A 14,755-nucleotide genomic window follows, 5' to 3' on the forward strand; every position below is an offset into this window, starting at 1 on the left:
CGCAGGGTAGGCGCATCGCCCTGACAACGCCATGAGCGGAAAGTCGAGAGGCTGCGAGCGGTGATGGTGGATGCATCAGTCGAGCGTCAAGTGCTGAACTGCGGTAACAGCCCAGGCTTTACGGCCATTCATGGCCTAGGGCGGTCCGCATTTTCCTGGGATTCGCCCCGATGACCCTTCGGTCGCGGCGGAGTATACCAAACCATTCGGGCTAATCAGCAAGGCCAAGTGATATCGGCCCATTTATAAGACCAAAGACTAAGCGGCAATGTGGCGGGTTGTCGCATGCCTTGCAGGTCGGCAGATGTGGTTTAGGCTCATTGCATCGCATGATGTCCAAACCACACCCGACAGCGGAGTAGTGCAAGCATGGGATACCAGAAAATCAAGGTTCCGACCGACGGCACCAAGATCACCGTCAATGCAGACCATTCGCTTAACGTGCCTGACCACCCGATCATTCCTTACATTGAGGGTGACGGGATCGGCGTCGATGTTTCGCCCGTGATGATCAAGGTGGTCGATGCCGCCGTGCAGAAGGCCTACGGCGGCAAGCGCAAGATTGCCTGGATGGAGGTGTACGCCGGCGAGAAGGCCACCCAGGTGTACGACCAGGACACCTGGCTGCCTCAGGAAACCCTCGACGCCGTGCGTGATTACGTGGTGTCGATCAAGGGCCCGCTGACCACCCCGGTGGGTGGCGGCATCCGCTCGCTCAACGTGGCCCTGCGCCAGCAACTGGACCTGTATGTGTGCCTGCGGCCGGTGCTGTGGTTCCAAGGTGTACCGAGCCCGGTGAAAAAGCCTGGCGACGTCGACATGGTGATCTTCCGCGAGAACTCCGAAGACATCTATGCCGGCATCGAGTGGAAGGCCGGCTCGCCCGAGGCCAACAAGGTGATCAAGTTCCTCAAGGAAGAAATGGGCGTCACCAAGATCCGCTTCGACCAGGACTGCGGCATTGGCGTGAAGCCGGTTTCGAAAGAGGGCACCAAGCGCCTGGTGCGTAAGGCCCTGCAATACGTGGTGGACAATGACCGCGAGTCGCTGACCCTGGTGCACAAAGGCAACATCATGAAGTTCACCGAAGGTGCCTTCAAAGACTGGGGTTATGAAGTGGCCCGGGATGAGTTCGGCGCCGAACTGCTCGATGGTGGCCCTTGGATGAAGTTCAAGAACCCCAAGACCGGCCGCGAGGTCATCGTCAAGGACGCCATCGCCGACGCCATGCTGCAGCAGATTCTGCTGCGCCCGGCCGAGTACGACGTGATTGCCACCCTGAACCTCAACGGTGACTACCTGTCCGACGCTCTGGCGGCGGAGGTGGGCGGTATCGGCATCGCACCGGGCGCCAACCTTTCCGACACCGTGGCCATGTTCGAGGCCACTCACGGCACTGCGCCCAAGTACGCGGGGCAAGACAAGGTCAACCCCGGCTCGGTCATTCTCTCGGCGGAGATGATGCTGCGACACATGGGCTGGACCGAGGCGGCCGACCTGATCATCAAGGGCACCAATGGCGCGATTGCGGCCAAGACCGTGACCTACGACTTCGAGCGGCTGATGGACGGGGCAAAGCTGGTGAGCAGCTCAGGCTTTGGTGATGAAATGATCAAGCATATGTAAGGCAAGAGAAAACCGGTCGCCAGGGTAAAAGGGCGACCGGTTTTTTCGTACTACGACACGGGGCGGCGATCAGACGCGTACGGTTTCGCTTGCGGCCTGGCCTTGGGCTTTGGCAGCCGCAGCGGCGTCCATTATCTTCACCGCGTGCAGGCCTTTGGGGCCCTGGATGATTTCGAACTCCACGGCCTGGCCCGCCTTCAGTGTCTTGTATCCGTCCATCTGGATGGCCGAGTAATGAGCGAAAAGGTCATCGGATTTACCTTCCTCGTTGATGAATCCGTAGCCCTTGGCATTGTTGAACCACTTGACTTTACCGCTTGCCATCCCTATGTCCCTCTGCAAAGGACTCCATCACTGGAGTATCATCCACTTCATCCGCATACGAACCTTGCGAAATTCTGGTTGACTGCGCGGATCTTTATCGACCACGGTGGGTTCTTATTGGTTGTAACACCGTTTTTCCGATAGTCAAGGTCGCCCGGCGCCTGCGCCGTTCGTGGCCTGTGCGGTCAACCCACAACCTTAACCTGACGCTCATGATGAAATTCTTTCCATGCATGCACCTAGTGAGATTCGACTAACATTCAATCAGGATCGCCCGCAATCGAATGAGGACGACGGCTCAGGTCTTGCAGTTCAGGAAGCCAAGCCGATCCTGCAGGCGCCACCGATGTACAAGGTGGTTTTGTTCAACGATGACTACACGCCGATGGATTTCGTCGTCGAAGTGCTCGAGACGTTCTTTAATCTGAACCGCGAGCTGGCGACCAAGATCATGCTGACCGTCCATACCGAAGGGCGGGCAGTGTGCGGATTGTTTACCCGTGACATCGCCGAAACAAAGGCTATGCAGGTCAACCAATACGCCAGGGAAAGCCAGCATCCGCTACTCTGTGAAATCGAGAAGGACGGTTAATCGCCGACCACTTGGGTATGAGGTGAAGCTATGTTAAACCGCGAGCTCGAAGTCACCCTCAATCTTGCCTTCAAGGAGGCCCGTTCGAAGCGTCATGAGTTCATGACCGTCGAACATCTGCTGCTGGCACTCCTTGACAATGAGGCTGCCGCGACCGTTCTGCGCGCCTGTGGCGCCAATCTCGACAAGCTCAAGCACGACCTGCAAGAGTTCATCGATTCCACTACGCCGCTGATTCCTGTCAACGACGAAGACCGTGAAACCCAGCCGACCCTGGGCTTCCAGCGGGTGCTGCAGCGTGCCGTGTTCCACGTGCAAAGCTCCGGCAAGCGCGAAGTGACCGGCGCCAACGTGCTGGTGGCGATCTTCAGCGAGCAGGAAAGCCAGGCTGTGTTCCTGCTGAAACAGCAGAGCGTGGCCCGTATCGACGTGGTCAACTACATCGCCCATGGCATCTCCAAGGTGCCTGGGCATGGTTCGCAATCTGAAAGCGACCAAGACATGCAGGACGAGGAGGGTGGCGAAACCTCCTCTTCGAGCAACCCGCTGGACGCCTATGCCAGCAACCTGAACGAGCTGGCCCGTGCTGGCCGTATCGACCCGCTGGTGGGGCGCGAGCAGGAAGTGGAGCGCGTGGCGCAAATCCTGGCACGCCGGCGCAAGAACAACCCGTTGCTGGTGGGTGAGGCGGGCGTTGGCAAGACTGCCATCGCCGAAGGCCTGGCCAAGCGCATTGTCGATGGCCAGGTGCCCGACCTGCTGGCGCAAAGCGTGGTGTATTCCCTTGACCTGGGCGCGCTGCTGGCCGGTACCAAATACCGTGGCGACTTCGAGAAGCGCTTCAAGGCGCTGCTCGGCGAGCTGCGCAAGCGCCCGCAGGCGATCCTGTTCATCGACGAAATCCACACCATCATCGGTGCCGGTGCGGCATCGGGCGGGGTGATGGATGCCTCCAACCTGCTCAAGCCGCTGCTGTCGTCGGGTGAGATCCGTTGCATCGGCTCGACCACCTTCCAGGAATTCCGCGGCATCTTCGAGAAGGACCGTGCCCTGGCACGTCGCTTCCAGAAGGTGGATGTCAGTGAGCCGTCGGTCGAAGACACCGTGGGCATCCTGCGCGGCCTGAAAGGGCGTTTCGAGAGCCACCACAACATCGAGTACAGCGACGAAGCCCTGCGCGCCGCCGCCGAACTGGCCTCGCGCTACATCAATGACCGGCACATGCCCGACAAAGCCATCGATGTGATCGACGAAGCCGGTGCCTACCAGCGGCTGCAGCCGGAGGCCATGCGCGTCAAACGCATCGATGTGCCTCAAGTCGAGGACATCGTCGCCAAGATCGCGCGGATTCCGCCGAAGCACGTCACCAGCTCCGACAAGGAGCTGCTGCGTAACCTTGAGCGTGACCTGAAGCTGACCGTGTTCGGTCAGGACCAGGCCATCGACTCGCTGTCTACGGCCATCAAGCTGTCCCGTGCTGGCCTGAAGTCGCCAGACAAGCCCGTCGGTTCGTTCCTGTTCGCTGGCCCTACCGGCGTCGGCAAGACCGAAGCGGCGCGGCAGCTGGCCAAGGCGCTGGGCGTGGAGCTGGTGCGGTTCGACATGTCCGAGTACATGGAGCGCCATACCGTGTCGCGCCTGATCGGTGCGCCTCCTGGTTACGTAGGGTTCGACCAGGGGGGCTTGCTGACCGAGGCGATTACCAAGCAACCGCATTGCGTATTGCTGCTCGATGAAATCGAGAAGGCCCACCCGGAAGTCTTCAACCTGCTGCTGCAGGTGATGGACCACGGTACCCTGACCGACAACAACGGGCGCAAGGCCGACTTCCGTAACGTGATCCTGATCATGACCACCAACGCGGGTGCAGAAACGGCAGCGCGGGCCTCGATCGGCTTCACCCATCAGGACCACGCGTCCGATGCCATGGAAGTGATCCGCAAGAGCTTCACGCCAGAGTTCCGCAACCGTCTGGATACCATTATCCAGTTTGGTCGCCTGAGCACCGAGACGATCAAGAGCATCGTCGACAAGTTCCTTATCGAACTGCAGGCGCAGCTGGAAGACAAGCGTGTGCTGCTGGAAGTCAGCGACGCCGCACGCGGCTGGCTGGCGGTGTCGGGCTACGACGTGCAGATGGGTGCGCGGCCGATGGCGCGGCTGATCCAGGACAAGATCAAGCGGCCGCTGGCCGAGGAGATCCTGTTTGGAGAACTGGCCGAGCATGGTGGTGTGGTGCACGTCGACCTGCGCGATGGCGAGCTGGTGTTCGACTTCGAGACCACGGCTGAGGTTGCCTGATCGATGAGGGTCGCTTTGCGGCCATCGCGAGCTGCGCTCGCTCCTACGGGGTTTAGTGTGCCCATGTAGGAGCGAGCGCAGCTCGCGATGGCCGCAAAGCGGTTCTGGCAGGCACAAAAAAGCCCGGCGCATGGCCGGGCTTCTTCATGGCTTGAGCTTAGCGCGCACGGTAGGTGATGCGGCCCTTGCTCAGGTCGTATGGTGTCAGTTCGACGCGGACCTTGTCGCCAGTGAGAATACGGATGTAGTTCTTGCGCATCTTTCCGGAGATGTGCGCGGTTACGACGTGCCCGTTTTCCAACTCCACGCGGAACATGGTGTTGGGCAGGGTGTCGACGACAGTACCTTCCATTTCGAAGCTGTCTTCTTTCGACATGCAGTAGAGCCCTCGGATCCAGTGTTGGCCCGACGCATATCCGCACCGGGCAAAAAAGTGGCGTGGATTATGCCCGAAAACTGTGTGTCAAGCCAATGCTTTCAGTTGAGGGTGACCCAGCGCTGGTTTATCAGCAATTCGATGGGCCGATACTGCGTCTTGTAGTTCATTTTCTTGCAGTTCTTGATCCAGTAACCCAGGTATACCGCTTCCAGGTCCTGGCGCAGGGCTTCGGTGATTTGCCACAGGATGGCAAAGCGGCCCAAGCTGCGTCGCTCTTCGTCCGGTTCGTAGAAGGTGTAGACCGCCGACAGGCCGTTGGGTAGCAGGTCGCACACGGCCACTGCCATCAAGCGGCCTTCCAGGCGGAACTCGTAAAACCAGCAGAACGGCAGGTCGCGCACCAGAAAGGTGGAAAACTGGTCGCGGCTGGGCGGGTACATGTCACCGTCGGCGTGGCGTGTTTCGATATAGCGCCGGTACAGCTCGAAATACTCTTCCTTGAAGGTTGGGCGCGCCGCCGTCACGGTCAGGTCGGCATTGCGCTTGAGGATGCGCCGTTGCTGGCGGTTGGGGATAAAGCGCGCCGCCGGGATGCGTGCCGGCACGCAGGCGTTGCAATTCTGGCAGTGCGGGCGGTACAGATGGTCGCCACTGCGGCGGAAGCCCATTTCCGACAGGTCGGCGTACACGTTAACGTCCATCGGCTGGCTGGGGTCGAGGAACAGCGTGGTGGCCTGTTCCTCGGGCAGGTAGCTGCAGGAGTGGGGCTGAGTGGCATAAAACTTCAACCGCGCCAACTCTGTCATGATCAACCCCCTCGGTGAGACTTTGTTTTAAGTGTAAGCCAGCTACGGGAACTCGCCTAGGCAACCCATGTGGCGCTGTTGGGCTGGTCGAGGTGGCGTGCCAGGTAGCCAGCGAATTCGGCGCGGCTGATGGCGTGGGCGCCCAGGCTGTGCAGGTGGTTGGTGGGCATCTGGCAGTCGATCAGCACGAACCCGGCCTGGCGCAGGTGGTTGACCAAGGTCACGAAGCCGACCTTGGAGGCGTTGTCGGCGCGGCTGAACATCGATTCACCGAAGAACAGCTGGCCCATGGCCAGGCCGTACAGGCCGCCGACCAGCTCACCGTCCTGGCGCACTTCCACCGAGTGGGCAATACCGCGTCGGTGCAGTTCGCAGTAGGCATTGCGCATGGTATCGGTGATCCAGGTGCCGTCGGCGTAGTCGCGTGGCGCGGCGCAGGCGGCGATCACGGCCGGGAAGTCGGTGTCGAAGCTGACCTGGTAGCGGCCCTGGCGCATCAGCTTGGCCAGCGAGCGCGACACGTGCAGCTGGTCGGGCAGCAGCACCGTGCGCGGGTCGGGTGACCACCACAGGATCGGCTGGCCATCCTGGTACCACGGGAAGCAACCGTGACGATAGGCCTGAACCAGGCGCTCGGGGGTAAGGTCGCCGCCGGCGGCCAGCAGGCCGTTGGGGTCGTGCAGGGCCTTTTCCAGGGGCGGGAAGGTCAGCGAGTCGCGGGTCAGCCAGGTAAGCATGGTCTATCGTGCGGTGGGGGAGGGGAGAGGGCAGCATGGCTTGCGCGCATGGCAGGGTCAATGGTTGTGGCTGCTTTGCGGGGGGCGAATTCAGGCAATTTCCTACACATTCATGAAACCGCAGGCACCATCCGCTACATTTGCTGTCACACCTGTGCAAAAACACAGCATAAGCCTTTGTCACAAAAGAAAATGCATGCTCAAATTGCAGGTATATGAAAGTCGCCCCCGGCCAAACCCCCATACGGCGTGCCGCCATGGCGGCTGTCGGGCAGTAATGTTAAAAGTAGTGGTTCATTGGCCGCACCGCCGCCGATCACTATTGGACGCGCAGCACGCGCAGGAATAGACGCGTTTTGAAGAAATCCACCGCAACCCCAGCTCCCTTGCCCGTGCCCCTGTGGCGGCAGCAGCTGCATTATCGCCTCAAGGAAGGTGCGTTGATCGCTGTCGGCGCCCTGTGCCTGTACCTGTGGATGGCCCTGCTGACCTACGACACTTCGGACCCGGGTTTCAGCCACACCGCCACCGTCGACCAGGTGCAGAACGCCGCCGGGCGTGCCGGCGCCTACTTCGCCGATATCCTGTTCATGGTGCTGGGTTACTTCGCCTATATCTTCCCGCTGCTGCTGGCGGTGAAGACCTGGCAGATCTTCCGCGAACGCCACCAGCCGTGGGACTGGAGCGGCTGGCTGTTTTCCTGGCGGTTGATCGGCCTGGTCTTCCTGGTGTTGTCCGGGGCGGCGCTGGCGCATATCCACTTCCACCCGCCGGCGAGCTTGCCGTTCTCTGCAGGTGGCGCATTGGGCGAAAGCCTTGGTGATCTGGCGCGCAACCTGCTGAACGTGCAGGGCAGCACGCTGATGTTCATTGCCCTGTTCCTGTTCGGCCTGACGGTCTTCACCGACTTGTCGTGGTTCAAGGTGATGGACCTGACCGGCAAGATCACCCTCGACCTGTTCGAGCTGGTGCAGGGCGCCGCCAACCGTTGGTGGGAAGCCCGCAACGAGCGCAAGCGCCTGGAGGCGCAACTGCGCGAGGATGAGCCGGTGGTCAAGGCCGCGCCGATGGCCGCCGAGAAGCGTGAACCGGCCAAGCCGGCGTTGCGTGAGCGTATTTTCAAGCGTGAAGAAGCGCCGGCCCCGGTCGTTGAACCCCGTGAGCCAACGCTTGGCCGTGAGCCTGTCGTGCCACCACGTGAGGCCGCCCGTGAGCCCGTAGTGCCGCGTGAAACCGTGGTCCCTCGCGAGCAGCACGCCGCCCCGACGATCGTGCCACCCGCCGCCGCCAAGGCTCCGGAGCCGAGCAAGCGGGTGATGAAGGAAAAGCAGGCACCGCTGTTCATCGACAGCGCGGTGGAAGGCACCTTGCCGTCGATTTCCATCCTCGACCCTGCCGAGCAGAAGAAAATCGAGTATTCGCCAGAGTCCCTGGCCGGTGTCGGCCAACTGCTGGAAATCAAGCTCAAGGAATTCGGTGTAGAAGTGGCGGTGGACTCGATTCACCCCGGCCCGGTGATTACCCGTTACGAAATCCAGCCGGCCGCTGGCGTGAAGGTCAGCCGCATCGCCAACCTGGCCAAGGACCTGGCGCGCTCGCTGGCCGTGACCAGCGTGCGCGTGGTCGAGGTGATCCCCGGCAAGACCACCGTGGGTATCGAGATTCCCAACGAAAACCGGCAGATGGTGCGCTTCTCCGAGGTGCTGGCCACGCCGCAGTACGACGAACAGAAGTCCCCGGTCACGCTGGCCCTGGGCCATGACATCGGCGGCAAGCCGGTGATTACCGACCTGGCCAAGATGCCCCACCTGCTGGTGGCCGGTACTACCGGCTCCGGTAAGTCGGTGGGTGTGAACGCGATGATCCTGTCGATCCTGTTCAAGTCCAGCCCGGAAGACGCGCGGCTGATCATGATCGACCCGAAAATGCTCGAACTGTCGATCTACGAAGGCATCCCGCACCTGCTGTGCCCGGTGGTCACCGACATGAAAGACGCCGCCAACGCCCTGCGCTGGAGCGTGGCCGAGATGGAGCGGCGCTACAAGCTGATGGCGGCCATGGGCGTGCGTAACCTGGCCGGTTTCAACCGCAAGATCAAGGACGCCCAGGAAGCTGGCGAAATCATCCACGACCCGCTGTACCGTCGCGAGAGCATGGACGACGAGCCGCCAGCGCTGAAAACCTTGCCGACCATCGTGGTGGTGGTGGACGAGTTCGCCGACATGATGATGATCGTCGGCAAGAAGGTCGAAGAGCTGATCGCCCGTATCGCCCAGAAGGCGCGGGCAGCCGGTATCCATCTGATTCTCGCCACCCAGCGCCCGTCGGTGGACGTGATTACCGGCCTGATCAAGGCCAACATTCCGACCCGCATGGCGTTCCAGGTGTCGAGCAAGATCGACTCACGCACCATCATCGACCAGGGTGGTGCAGAGCAGCTGTTGGGTCATGGTGACATGCTGTACATGCCACCGGGCACCAGCCTGCCAATCCGCGTGCACGGTGCGTTCGTTTCCGACGACGAAGTGCACCGTACGGTCGAAGCGTGGAAGCTGCGAGGCGCGCCGGATTACAACGATGACATCCTCAACGGTGTCGAAGAAGCCGGCAGTGGCTTCGACGGCGGCGGCGGTGGTGGCGGTGATGGTGAAGATTCGGAGAGCGACGCCCTGTATGATGAGGCCGTGCAGTTCGTGCTGGAAAGCCGCCGCGCGTCCATTTCGGCCGTGCAGCGCAAGCTGAAAATCGGTTACAACCGCGCCGCCCGTATGATCGAAGCCATGGAAATGGCCGGCGTGGTCACCCCCATGAACAGCAACGGCTCGCGGGAAGTGATTGCCCCGGGCGGCCCGCGCGACTGAAGAACACCTTGCCGGGCGCCAACGGTGGCGCCCGGCCTTTTCAATGCTCAATGAGGATTCCCATGCGCGCGATTCGCATGCTGTTGGTTTCTGCCCTGACCCTGGGCTCGGTTACTGCTTATGCCGGTGAGCAAGACGTACAACGCCTGACCCAGTTGCTGGAAAAGTCGCAGACTATCGAGGCCAACTTCTCCCAGCTGACCCTGGGCGCCGATGGCACCAGCCTGCAGGAAACCTCGGGCAAGATGGCGGTCAAGCGCCCGGGCCTGTTCTACTGGCATACTGATGCGCCGCAGGAGCAGGTGGTGGTTTCGGACGGCAAGAACGTCACCCTGTGGGACCCGGACCTGGAACAGGCCACCATCAAGAAGCTCGATGTGCGACTGAACCAGACCCCTGCACTGCTGCTGTCCGGTGATGTGTCGAAGATCAGCCAGAGTTTCGACATTGCTTCCAAGGAGCAGGGCGAGGTGATGGACTTCACCCTCAAACCGAAGACCAAGGACACCCTGTTCGACTCGCTGCGCGTGTCGTTCCGCAAAGGCCTGATCAATGACATGCAGCTGATCGACAGTGTCGGCCAGCGCACCAACATCCTGTTCAATGGCGTCAAGGCCAACCAGGCGGTGCCGGACAGCCAGTTCAAGTTCGACATCCCCAAAGGCGCGGACGTGATCAAGGAGTAACCAGAGCCCGTCATGGACCTGTTTCGAAGCGAACCCGTCGCCCAGCCCCTGGCCGCTCGCATGCGCCCGTCCAACCTGGACGAGTACGTCGGCCAGGAGCACTTGCTGGCGCGCGGTAAGCCGTTGCGCGAGGCGCTGGAGCAGGGTGCGCTGCACTCGATGATCTTCTGGGGGCCGCCGGGGGTGGGCAAGACCACCCTTGCGCGGCTGCTGGCGCAGTTTTGTGACGCGCATTTCGAAACCGTGTCGGCGGTACTGGCCGGGGTGAAAGAAATCCGCCAGGCCGTTGAAGTGGCCAAGCAACAGGCCGGTCAGTATGGCCGCCGCACCATCCTGTTCGTGGATGAAGTGCACCGCTTCAACAAGTCGCAGCAGGATGCCTTCTTGCCCTACGTGGAAGACGGCACGCTGCTGTTCATCGGCGCCACCACTGAAAACCCGTCCTTCGAACTGAACAACGCGCTGCTGTCGCGGGCGCGGGTGTACGTGCTCAAAAGCCTGGACGAGGCGGCACTGCGCAAACTGGTCAACCGCGCGCTGACCGAAGAGCGCGGCCTGGGCAAGCGCAACCTGCGGGTGGGCGACGATGCTTTCAAGATGCTGATGGCTGCCGCCGATGGCGATGGCCGGCGCATGCTCAACTTCCTTGAGAACGCCTCGGACCTAGCCGAAGACGGCAGCGAAATCGACGTCGAGATGCTGCAAAGCCTGCTTGGTGATAGCCGCCGTCGTTTCGACAAGGGGGGGGAGGCGTTCTACGACCAGATTTCCGCGCTGCACAAGTCGGTGCGCGGTTCCAACCCCGATGGCGCCCTGTACTGGTTTGCGCGCATGCTCGACGGCGGTTGCGACCCGCTGTACATCGCCCGCCGTGTGGTGCGCATGGCCAGCGAGGACATCGGCAACGCCGACCCGCGTGCGCTCAGCCTGTGCCTGGCGGCCTGGGATGTGCAGGAGCGCCTCGGTAGCCCCGAAGGCGAGCTGGCAGTGGCCCAGGCCATCACCTACCTGGCCTGCGCGCCGAAGAGCAATGCGGTGTACATGGGCTTCAAGACTGCCCTGCGCGAAGCGGCCGAGCATGGCTCGCTGGAGGTGCCGTTGCACCTGCGCAACGCCCCGACCAAACTGATGAAGCAACTGGGCTATGGCGACGAGTACCGCTATGCCCACGATGAACCCGATGCTTATGCCGCCGGTGAAGATTACTTCCCCGACGAACTGGAACCCCGCCAGTACTACCAGCCGGTGCCCCGCGGCCTTGAGCTGAAGATTGGCGAGAAGCTGCGCCACCTGGCCGAGCTCGACCGCAACAGCCCCCGTCAACGGAGAAAACCGTGATTGCACTCATCGCCGCGGTCAGCGCGGGCGGTATCGCCGGTACCTTGTTGCGCTTTGCTACCGCCAACTGGGTAGCGGCCCACTGGCCACGGCACTTCTATGCCGGTACGCTGGCGGTCAACCTGGTTGGCTGCCTGCTGATCGGCCTGCTTTATGGCCTGTTCCTGCACAAGCCGCTGGCGCCGGTCGAGCTGCGCGCCGGCCTGATTGTCGGCTTCCTCGGCGGCCTGACAACCTTTTCCTCCTTCTCGCTCGATACCGTGCGCCTGATGGAAAGCGGGCAGGTGCCCCTTGCCTTGGGCTATACCAGTATCAGCGTGGTGGGCGGGCTGCTCGCGACCTGGGCCGGCCTGTCCCTGACCCGATTCTGAACCAACACCTACTTATAACGAGAGAACGATATGCTCGATTCCAAACTGTTACGCGGCCAACTTCAGGAAGTGGCGGATCGCCTGGCCTCCCGTGGCTTCAGCCTGGATGTCGCGCGCATCGAATCACTGGAAGAGCGCCGCAAGGCAGTGCAGACTCGCACCGAGCAGCTGCAAGCCGAGCGCAACGCCCGTTCCAAGTCCATCGGCCAGGCCAAGGCCAAGGGCGAAGACATCGCGCCATTGATGGCCGACGTCGAGCGCATGGCCAATGAACTGGCTGCTGGCAAGACCGAACTGGACGCCATCCAGGCCGAACTGGATGGCATCCTGCTGACCATCCCCAACCTGCCGGACGCCAGCGTACCGGTCGGTGCCAGCGAAGACGACAACGTCGAAGTGCGCCGTTGGGGCACGCCGAAGGCCTTCGACTTCGAAATCAAGGACCACGTCGCCCTGGGCGAAGTCAGCGGTGGCCTGGACTTCGAAGCCGCTGCCAAGCTGTCTGGCGCCCGTTTTGCCGTGCTGCGTGGCCCGATCGCCCGCCTGCACCGCGCCCTGGCGCAATTCATGATCAACCTGCACACCGGCGAGCACGGCTACGAGGAGCACTACACCCCGTACCTGGTGCAGGCCCCGGCCCTTCAAGGCACCGGCCAGCTGCCGAAGTTCGAGGAGGACCTGTTCAAGATCACCCGCGAAGGTGAGGCGGACTTCTATCTGATCCCGACCGCCGAAGTGTCGCTGACTAACCTGGTGGCCGGTGAGATCCTTGACGCCAAGCAGCTTCCGCTGAAACTGGTTGCCCATACCCCGTGCTTCCGCAGTGAAGCCGGTGCTTCCGGCCGTGACACCCGCGGCATGATCCGCCAGCACCAGTTCGACAAGGTCGAGATGGTGCAGGTGGTAGAACCGGCCAAGTCGATGGAAGCGCTGGAAGGCCTGACCGCCAACGCCGAACGTGTACTGCAGCTGCTGGAGCTGCCTTATCGCGTACTGGCCCTGTGCACCGGCGACATGGGCTTTGGCGCCGTCAAAACCTACGACTTGGAAGTGTGGGTGCCGAGCCAGGACAAGTACCGCGAAATCAGCTCGTGCTCCAACTGCGGCGACTTCCAGGCGCGCCGCATGCAGGCCCGCTGGCGCAACCCGGAAACCGGCAAGCCAGAGCTGGTGCACACCCTCAACGGCTCCGGCCTGGCCGTCGGACGTACACTGGTTGCCGTGCTGGAAAACTACCAGCAGGCTGATGGTTCGATCCGCGTGCCGGACGTGCTGAAGCCGTACATGGGCGGCGTCGAGGTCATCCGCTAAATGGATTACCTGCCGCTGTTCCACAAGCTGCAGGGCGGCCGCGTGCTGGTCGTCGGTGGCGGTGAGATCGCCTTGCGCAAGGCGCGCCTGCTGGCGGATGCCGGTGGCGTGCTGCGCGTGGTGGCGCCGGATGTCGACGGCCACTTGGCTGCGTTGGCCCGGGAAGGTGGCGGTGAGGTGCTGGTGCGTGGCTATCAGGCCGCTGACCTGGTCGGTTGCCGGCTGGTGATCGCAGCGACCGACGACCCAGGGCTGAATGCCCAGGTGTCAGCGGATGCGCAGGCCCTCAGCCTGCCGGTCAATGTGGTGGATGCGCCGGCCCTGTGCACGGTGATCTTCCCGGCGATCGTTGACCGTTCACCCCTGGTGATTGCGGTGTCCAGTGGCGGTGACGCCCCGGTTTTGGCGCGGTTGATTCGCGCCAAGCTCGAGGCCTGGATTCCGTCGGCCTATGGTGAGCTGGCCGGCCTGGCAGCGCGCTTTCGGCACAAGGTGAAATCCTTGTACCCGGACGTCAACCAGCGCCGAGGCTTCTGGGAAACCGTGTTCCAGGGGCCGATTGCCGAGCGTCAGCTGGCCGGGCAAGGTGCCGAGGCCGAACGCCTGTTGCAAGCGATGGTAGACGGCGCGCCGGTGCAGCAGGGGGGCGAGGTGTATCTGGTCGGTGCAGGCCCGGGTGATCCCGACTTGCTCACCTTCCGTGCCTTGCGCCTGATGCAGCAGGCCGACGTGGTGCTGTACGACCGCCTGGTAGCCCCCGCGATCATCGAGATGTGCCGGCGTGATGCCGAGCGTATCTACGTGGGCAAGCGCCGCGCCGACCACGCCGTGCCGCAGGACCAGATCAACCGCCTGCTGGTCGATCTGGCTCAGCAGGGCAAGCGTGTGCTGCGTCTGAAGGGGGGCGACCCGTTCATCTTCGGCCGGGGTGGCGAAGAGATCGAAGAGCTGGCCGAGCATGGCATTCCGTTCCAGGTGGTGCCGGGCATTACGGCGGCCAGCGGCTGTTCCGCTTATGGTGGGATTCCGCTGACTCACCGGGACTACGCCCAGTCGGTGCGCTTCGTGACCGGGCACCTGAAGGATGGCACCAGCAACCTTCCGTGGGATGACCTGGTGGCGCCGGCGCAGACCTTGGTGTTCTACATGGGGTTGGTGGGCTTGCCGACCATCTGTGCCGAGCTGATTCGCCATGGGCGGGCGGCGAGTACGCCGGCTGCGTTGGTGCAGCAGGGGACTACGCGTAATCAGCGGGTATTCACCGGTACCCTGGCGGATTTGCCAGAGCTGGTGGCGCGGCATGAAGTGCATGCGCCTACCCTGGTGATTGTGGGGGAAGTCGTGCAACTGCGTGAAAAGCTGGCCTGGTTTGAAGGTTCGCAAAACGGCTGAAATCGTTGGGGCTGCAAAGCAGCCCCGGCAA

The 14,755-nt window shown here is 62.3% G+C and carries 13 protein-coding genes; 9 read left to right on the plus strand and 4 right to left on the minus strand.

The genetic code is table 11. From position 1 onward, the window contains the following. Window positions 1-369: 369 nt before the first annotated feature. Window positions 370-1,626 carry an NADP-dependent isocitrate dehydrogenase gene (gene icd, locus ACF8R4_RS07365; protein WP_016711502.1) on the plus strand — a complete coding sequence of 419 codons (1,257 nt, stop codon included), beginning with the start codon at window positions 370-372 and terminating at the stop codon, window positions 1,624-1,626. A gap of 69 nt (window positions 1,627-1,695) precedes the next feature. Here icd and cspD read toward each other — a convergent pair whose 3' ends face one another. Continuing rightward, a complete protein-coding gene (gene cspD / locus ACF8R4_RS07370) occupies window positions 1,696-1,950 on the minus strand; it encodes a cold shock domain-containing protein CspD (RefSeq protein WP_060497754.1) in 255 nt (84 codons plus the stop codon). Between the two features lie 229 nt (window positions 1,951-2,179). Here cspD and clpS point away from each other — a divergent pair, with 229 nt between their 5' ends. Both clpS and clpA read left to right on the plus strand, forming a co-directional pair. Beyond that, complete coding sequence (gene clpS / locus ACF8R4_RS07375; RefSeq protein ID WP_013973290.1) at window positions 2,180-2,542, plus strand: ATP-dependent Clp protease adapter ClpS; 363 nt, start codon at window positions 2,180-2,182, stop codon at window positions 2,540-2,542. 30 nt (window positions 2,543-2,572) lie between these two features. Further along, window positions 2,573-4,843 (plus strand): ATP-dependent Clp protease ATP-binding subunit ClpA, encoded by a 2,271-nt coding sequence (clpA, locus tag ACF8R4_RS07380; RefSeq protein ID WP_104834320.1) that lies wholly within the window; start codon window positions 2,573-2,575, stop codon window positions 4,841-4,843. 157 nt (window positions 4,844-5,000) lie between these two features. Here clpA and infA read toward each other — a convergent pair whose 3' ends face one another. From infA to aat, 3 genes are all read right to left on the minus strand, one after another. Further along, on the minus strand, window positions 5,001-5,219 hold the full coding sequence (infA, locus tag ACF8R4_RS07385; RefSeq protein ID WP_002553999.1) for a translation initiation factor IF-1: 219 nt from the start codon (window positions 5,217-5,219) through the stop codon (window positions 5,001-5,003). Window positions 5,220-5,320: 101 nt separating this feature from the next. Continuing rightward, window positions 5,321-6,028, minus strand: coding sequence for an arginyltransferase (locus tag ACF8R4_RS07390; protein WP_016711499.1), 708 nt, complete (start codon window positions 6,026-6,028; stop codon window positions 5,321-5,323). 56 nt (window positions 6,029-6,084) lie between these two features. Beyond that, window positions 6,085-6,765: a leucyl/phenylalanyl-tRNA--protein transferase gene (gene aat, locus ACF8R4_RS07395; protein WP_019096728.1), complete on the minus strand. Its 681-nt coding sequence runs from the start codon at window positions 6,763-6,765 to the stop codon at window positions 6,085-6,087. A gap of 296 nt (window positions 6,766-7,061) precedes the next feature. Here aat and ACF8R4_RS07400 point away from each other — a divergent pair, with 296 nt between their 5' ends. From ACF8R4_RS07400 to cysG, 6 genes are all read left to right on the plus strand, one after another. Further along, the gene (locus ACF8R4_RS07400; protein WP_374754782.1) at window positions 7,062-9,626 is read left to right on the plus strand and encodes a DNA translocase FtsK; all 2,565 of its coding nucleotides are present in this window, start codon (window positions 7,062-7,064) and stop codon (window positions 9,624-9,626) included. A 62-nt stretch (window positions 9,627-9,688) separates the two neighbouring features. After that, complete coding sequence (gene lolA / locus ACF8R4_RS07405; protein WP_019096729.1) at window positions 9,689-10,312, plus strand: outer membrane lipoprotein chaperone LolA; 624 nt, start codon at window positions 9,689-9,691, stop codon at window positions 10,310-10,312. Window positions 10,313-10,324: 12 nt separating this feature from the next. Further along, window positions 10,325-11,650 (plus strand): replication-associated recombination protein A, encoded by a 1,326-nt coding sequence (locus tag ACF8R4_RS07410; RefSeq protein ID WP_392492021.1) that lies wholly within the window; start codon window positions 10,325-10,327, stop codon window positions 11,648-11,650. Further along, window positions 11,647-12,021, plus strand: coding sequence for a fluoride efflux transporter CrcB (crcB, locus tag ACF8R4_RS07415; RefSeq protein WP_016711494.1), 375 nt, complete (start codon window positions 11,647-11,649; stop codon window positions 12,019-12,021). The genes ACF8R4_RS07410 and crcB overlap by 4 nt, the downstream gene beginning before the upstream one ends. A gap of 30 nt (window positions 12,022-12,051) precedes the next feature. Continuing rightward, complete coding sequence (gene serS / locus ACF8R4_RS07420) at window positions 12,052-13,332, plus strand: serine--tRNA ligase (protein WP_060497748.1); 1,281 nt, start codon at window positions 12,052-12,054, stop codon at window positions 13,330-13,332. Then, window positions 13,333-14,724, plus strand: coding sequence for a siroheme synthase CysG (gene cysG / locus ACF8R4_RS07425; RefSeq protein ID WP_392492023.1), 1,392 nt, complete (start codon window positions 13,333-13,335; stop codon window positions 14,722-14,724). Window positions 14,725-14,755 lie beyond the last annotated feature (31 nt).

The sequence above is a fragment of the Pseudomonas sp. FYR_2 genome, assembly GCF_043106425.1.
GTDB classification, from domain to species: domain Bacteria; phylum Pseudomonadota; class Gammaproteobacteria; order Pseudomonadales; family Pseudomonadaceae; genus Aquipseudomonas; species Aquipseudomonas monteilii.

Bases quoted from the DNA above. Each gene is read 5' to 3' on its own strand.
- icd (WP_016711502.1), top strand. From the start codon at position 370: ATGGGATACCAGAAAATCAAGGTTCCGACCGACGGCACCAAGATCACC.
- cspD (WP_060497754.1), bottom strand. From the start codon at position 1,950: ATGGCAAGCGGTAAAGTCAAGTGGTTCAACAATGCCAAGGGCTACGGA.
- clpS (WP_013973290.1), top strand. From the start codon at position 2,180: ATGCATGCACCTAGTGAGATTCGACTAACATTCAATCAGGATCGCCCG.
- clpA (WP_104834320.1), top strand. From the start codon at position 2,573: ATGTTAAACCGCGAGCTCGAAGTCACCCTCAATCTTGCCTTCAAGGAG.
- infA (WP_002553999.1), bottom strand. From the start codon at position 5,219: ATGTCGAAAGAAGACAGCTTCGAAATGGAAGGTACTGTCGTCGACACC.
- ACF8R4_RS07390 (WP_016711499.1), bottom strand. From the start codon at position 6,028: ATGACAGAGTTGGCGCGGTTGAAGTTTTATGCCACTCAGCCCCACTCC.
- aat (WP_019096728.1), bottom strand. From the start codon at position 6,765: ATGCTTACCTGGCTGACCCGCGACTCGCTGACCTTCCCGCCCCTGGAA.
- lolA (WP_019096729.1), top strand. From the start codon at position 9,689: ATGCGCGCGATTCGCATGCTGTTGGTTTCTGCCCTGACCCTGGGCTCG.
- ACF8R4_RS07410 (WP_392492021.1), top strand. From the start codon at position 10,325: ATGGACCTGTTTCGAAGCGAACCCGTCGCCCAGCCCCTGGCCGCTCGC.
- serS (WP_060497748.1), top strand. From the start codon at position 12,052: ATGCTCGATTCCAAACTGTTACGCGGCCAACTTCAGGAAGTGGCGGAT.
- cysG (WP_392492023.1), top strand. From the start codon at position 13,333: ATGGATTACCTGCCGCTGTTCCACAAGCTGCAGGGCGGCCGCGTGCTG.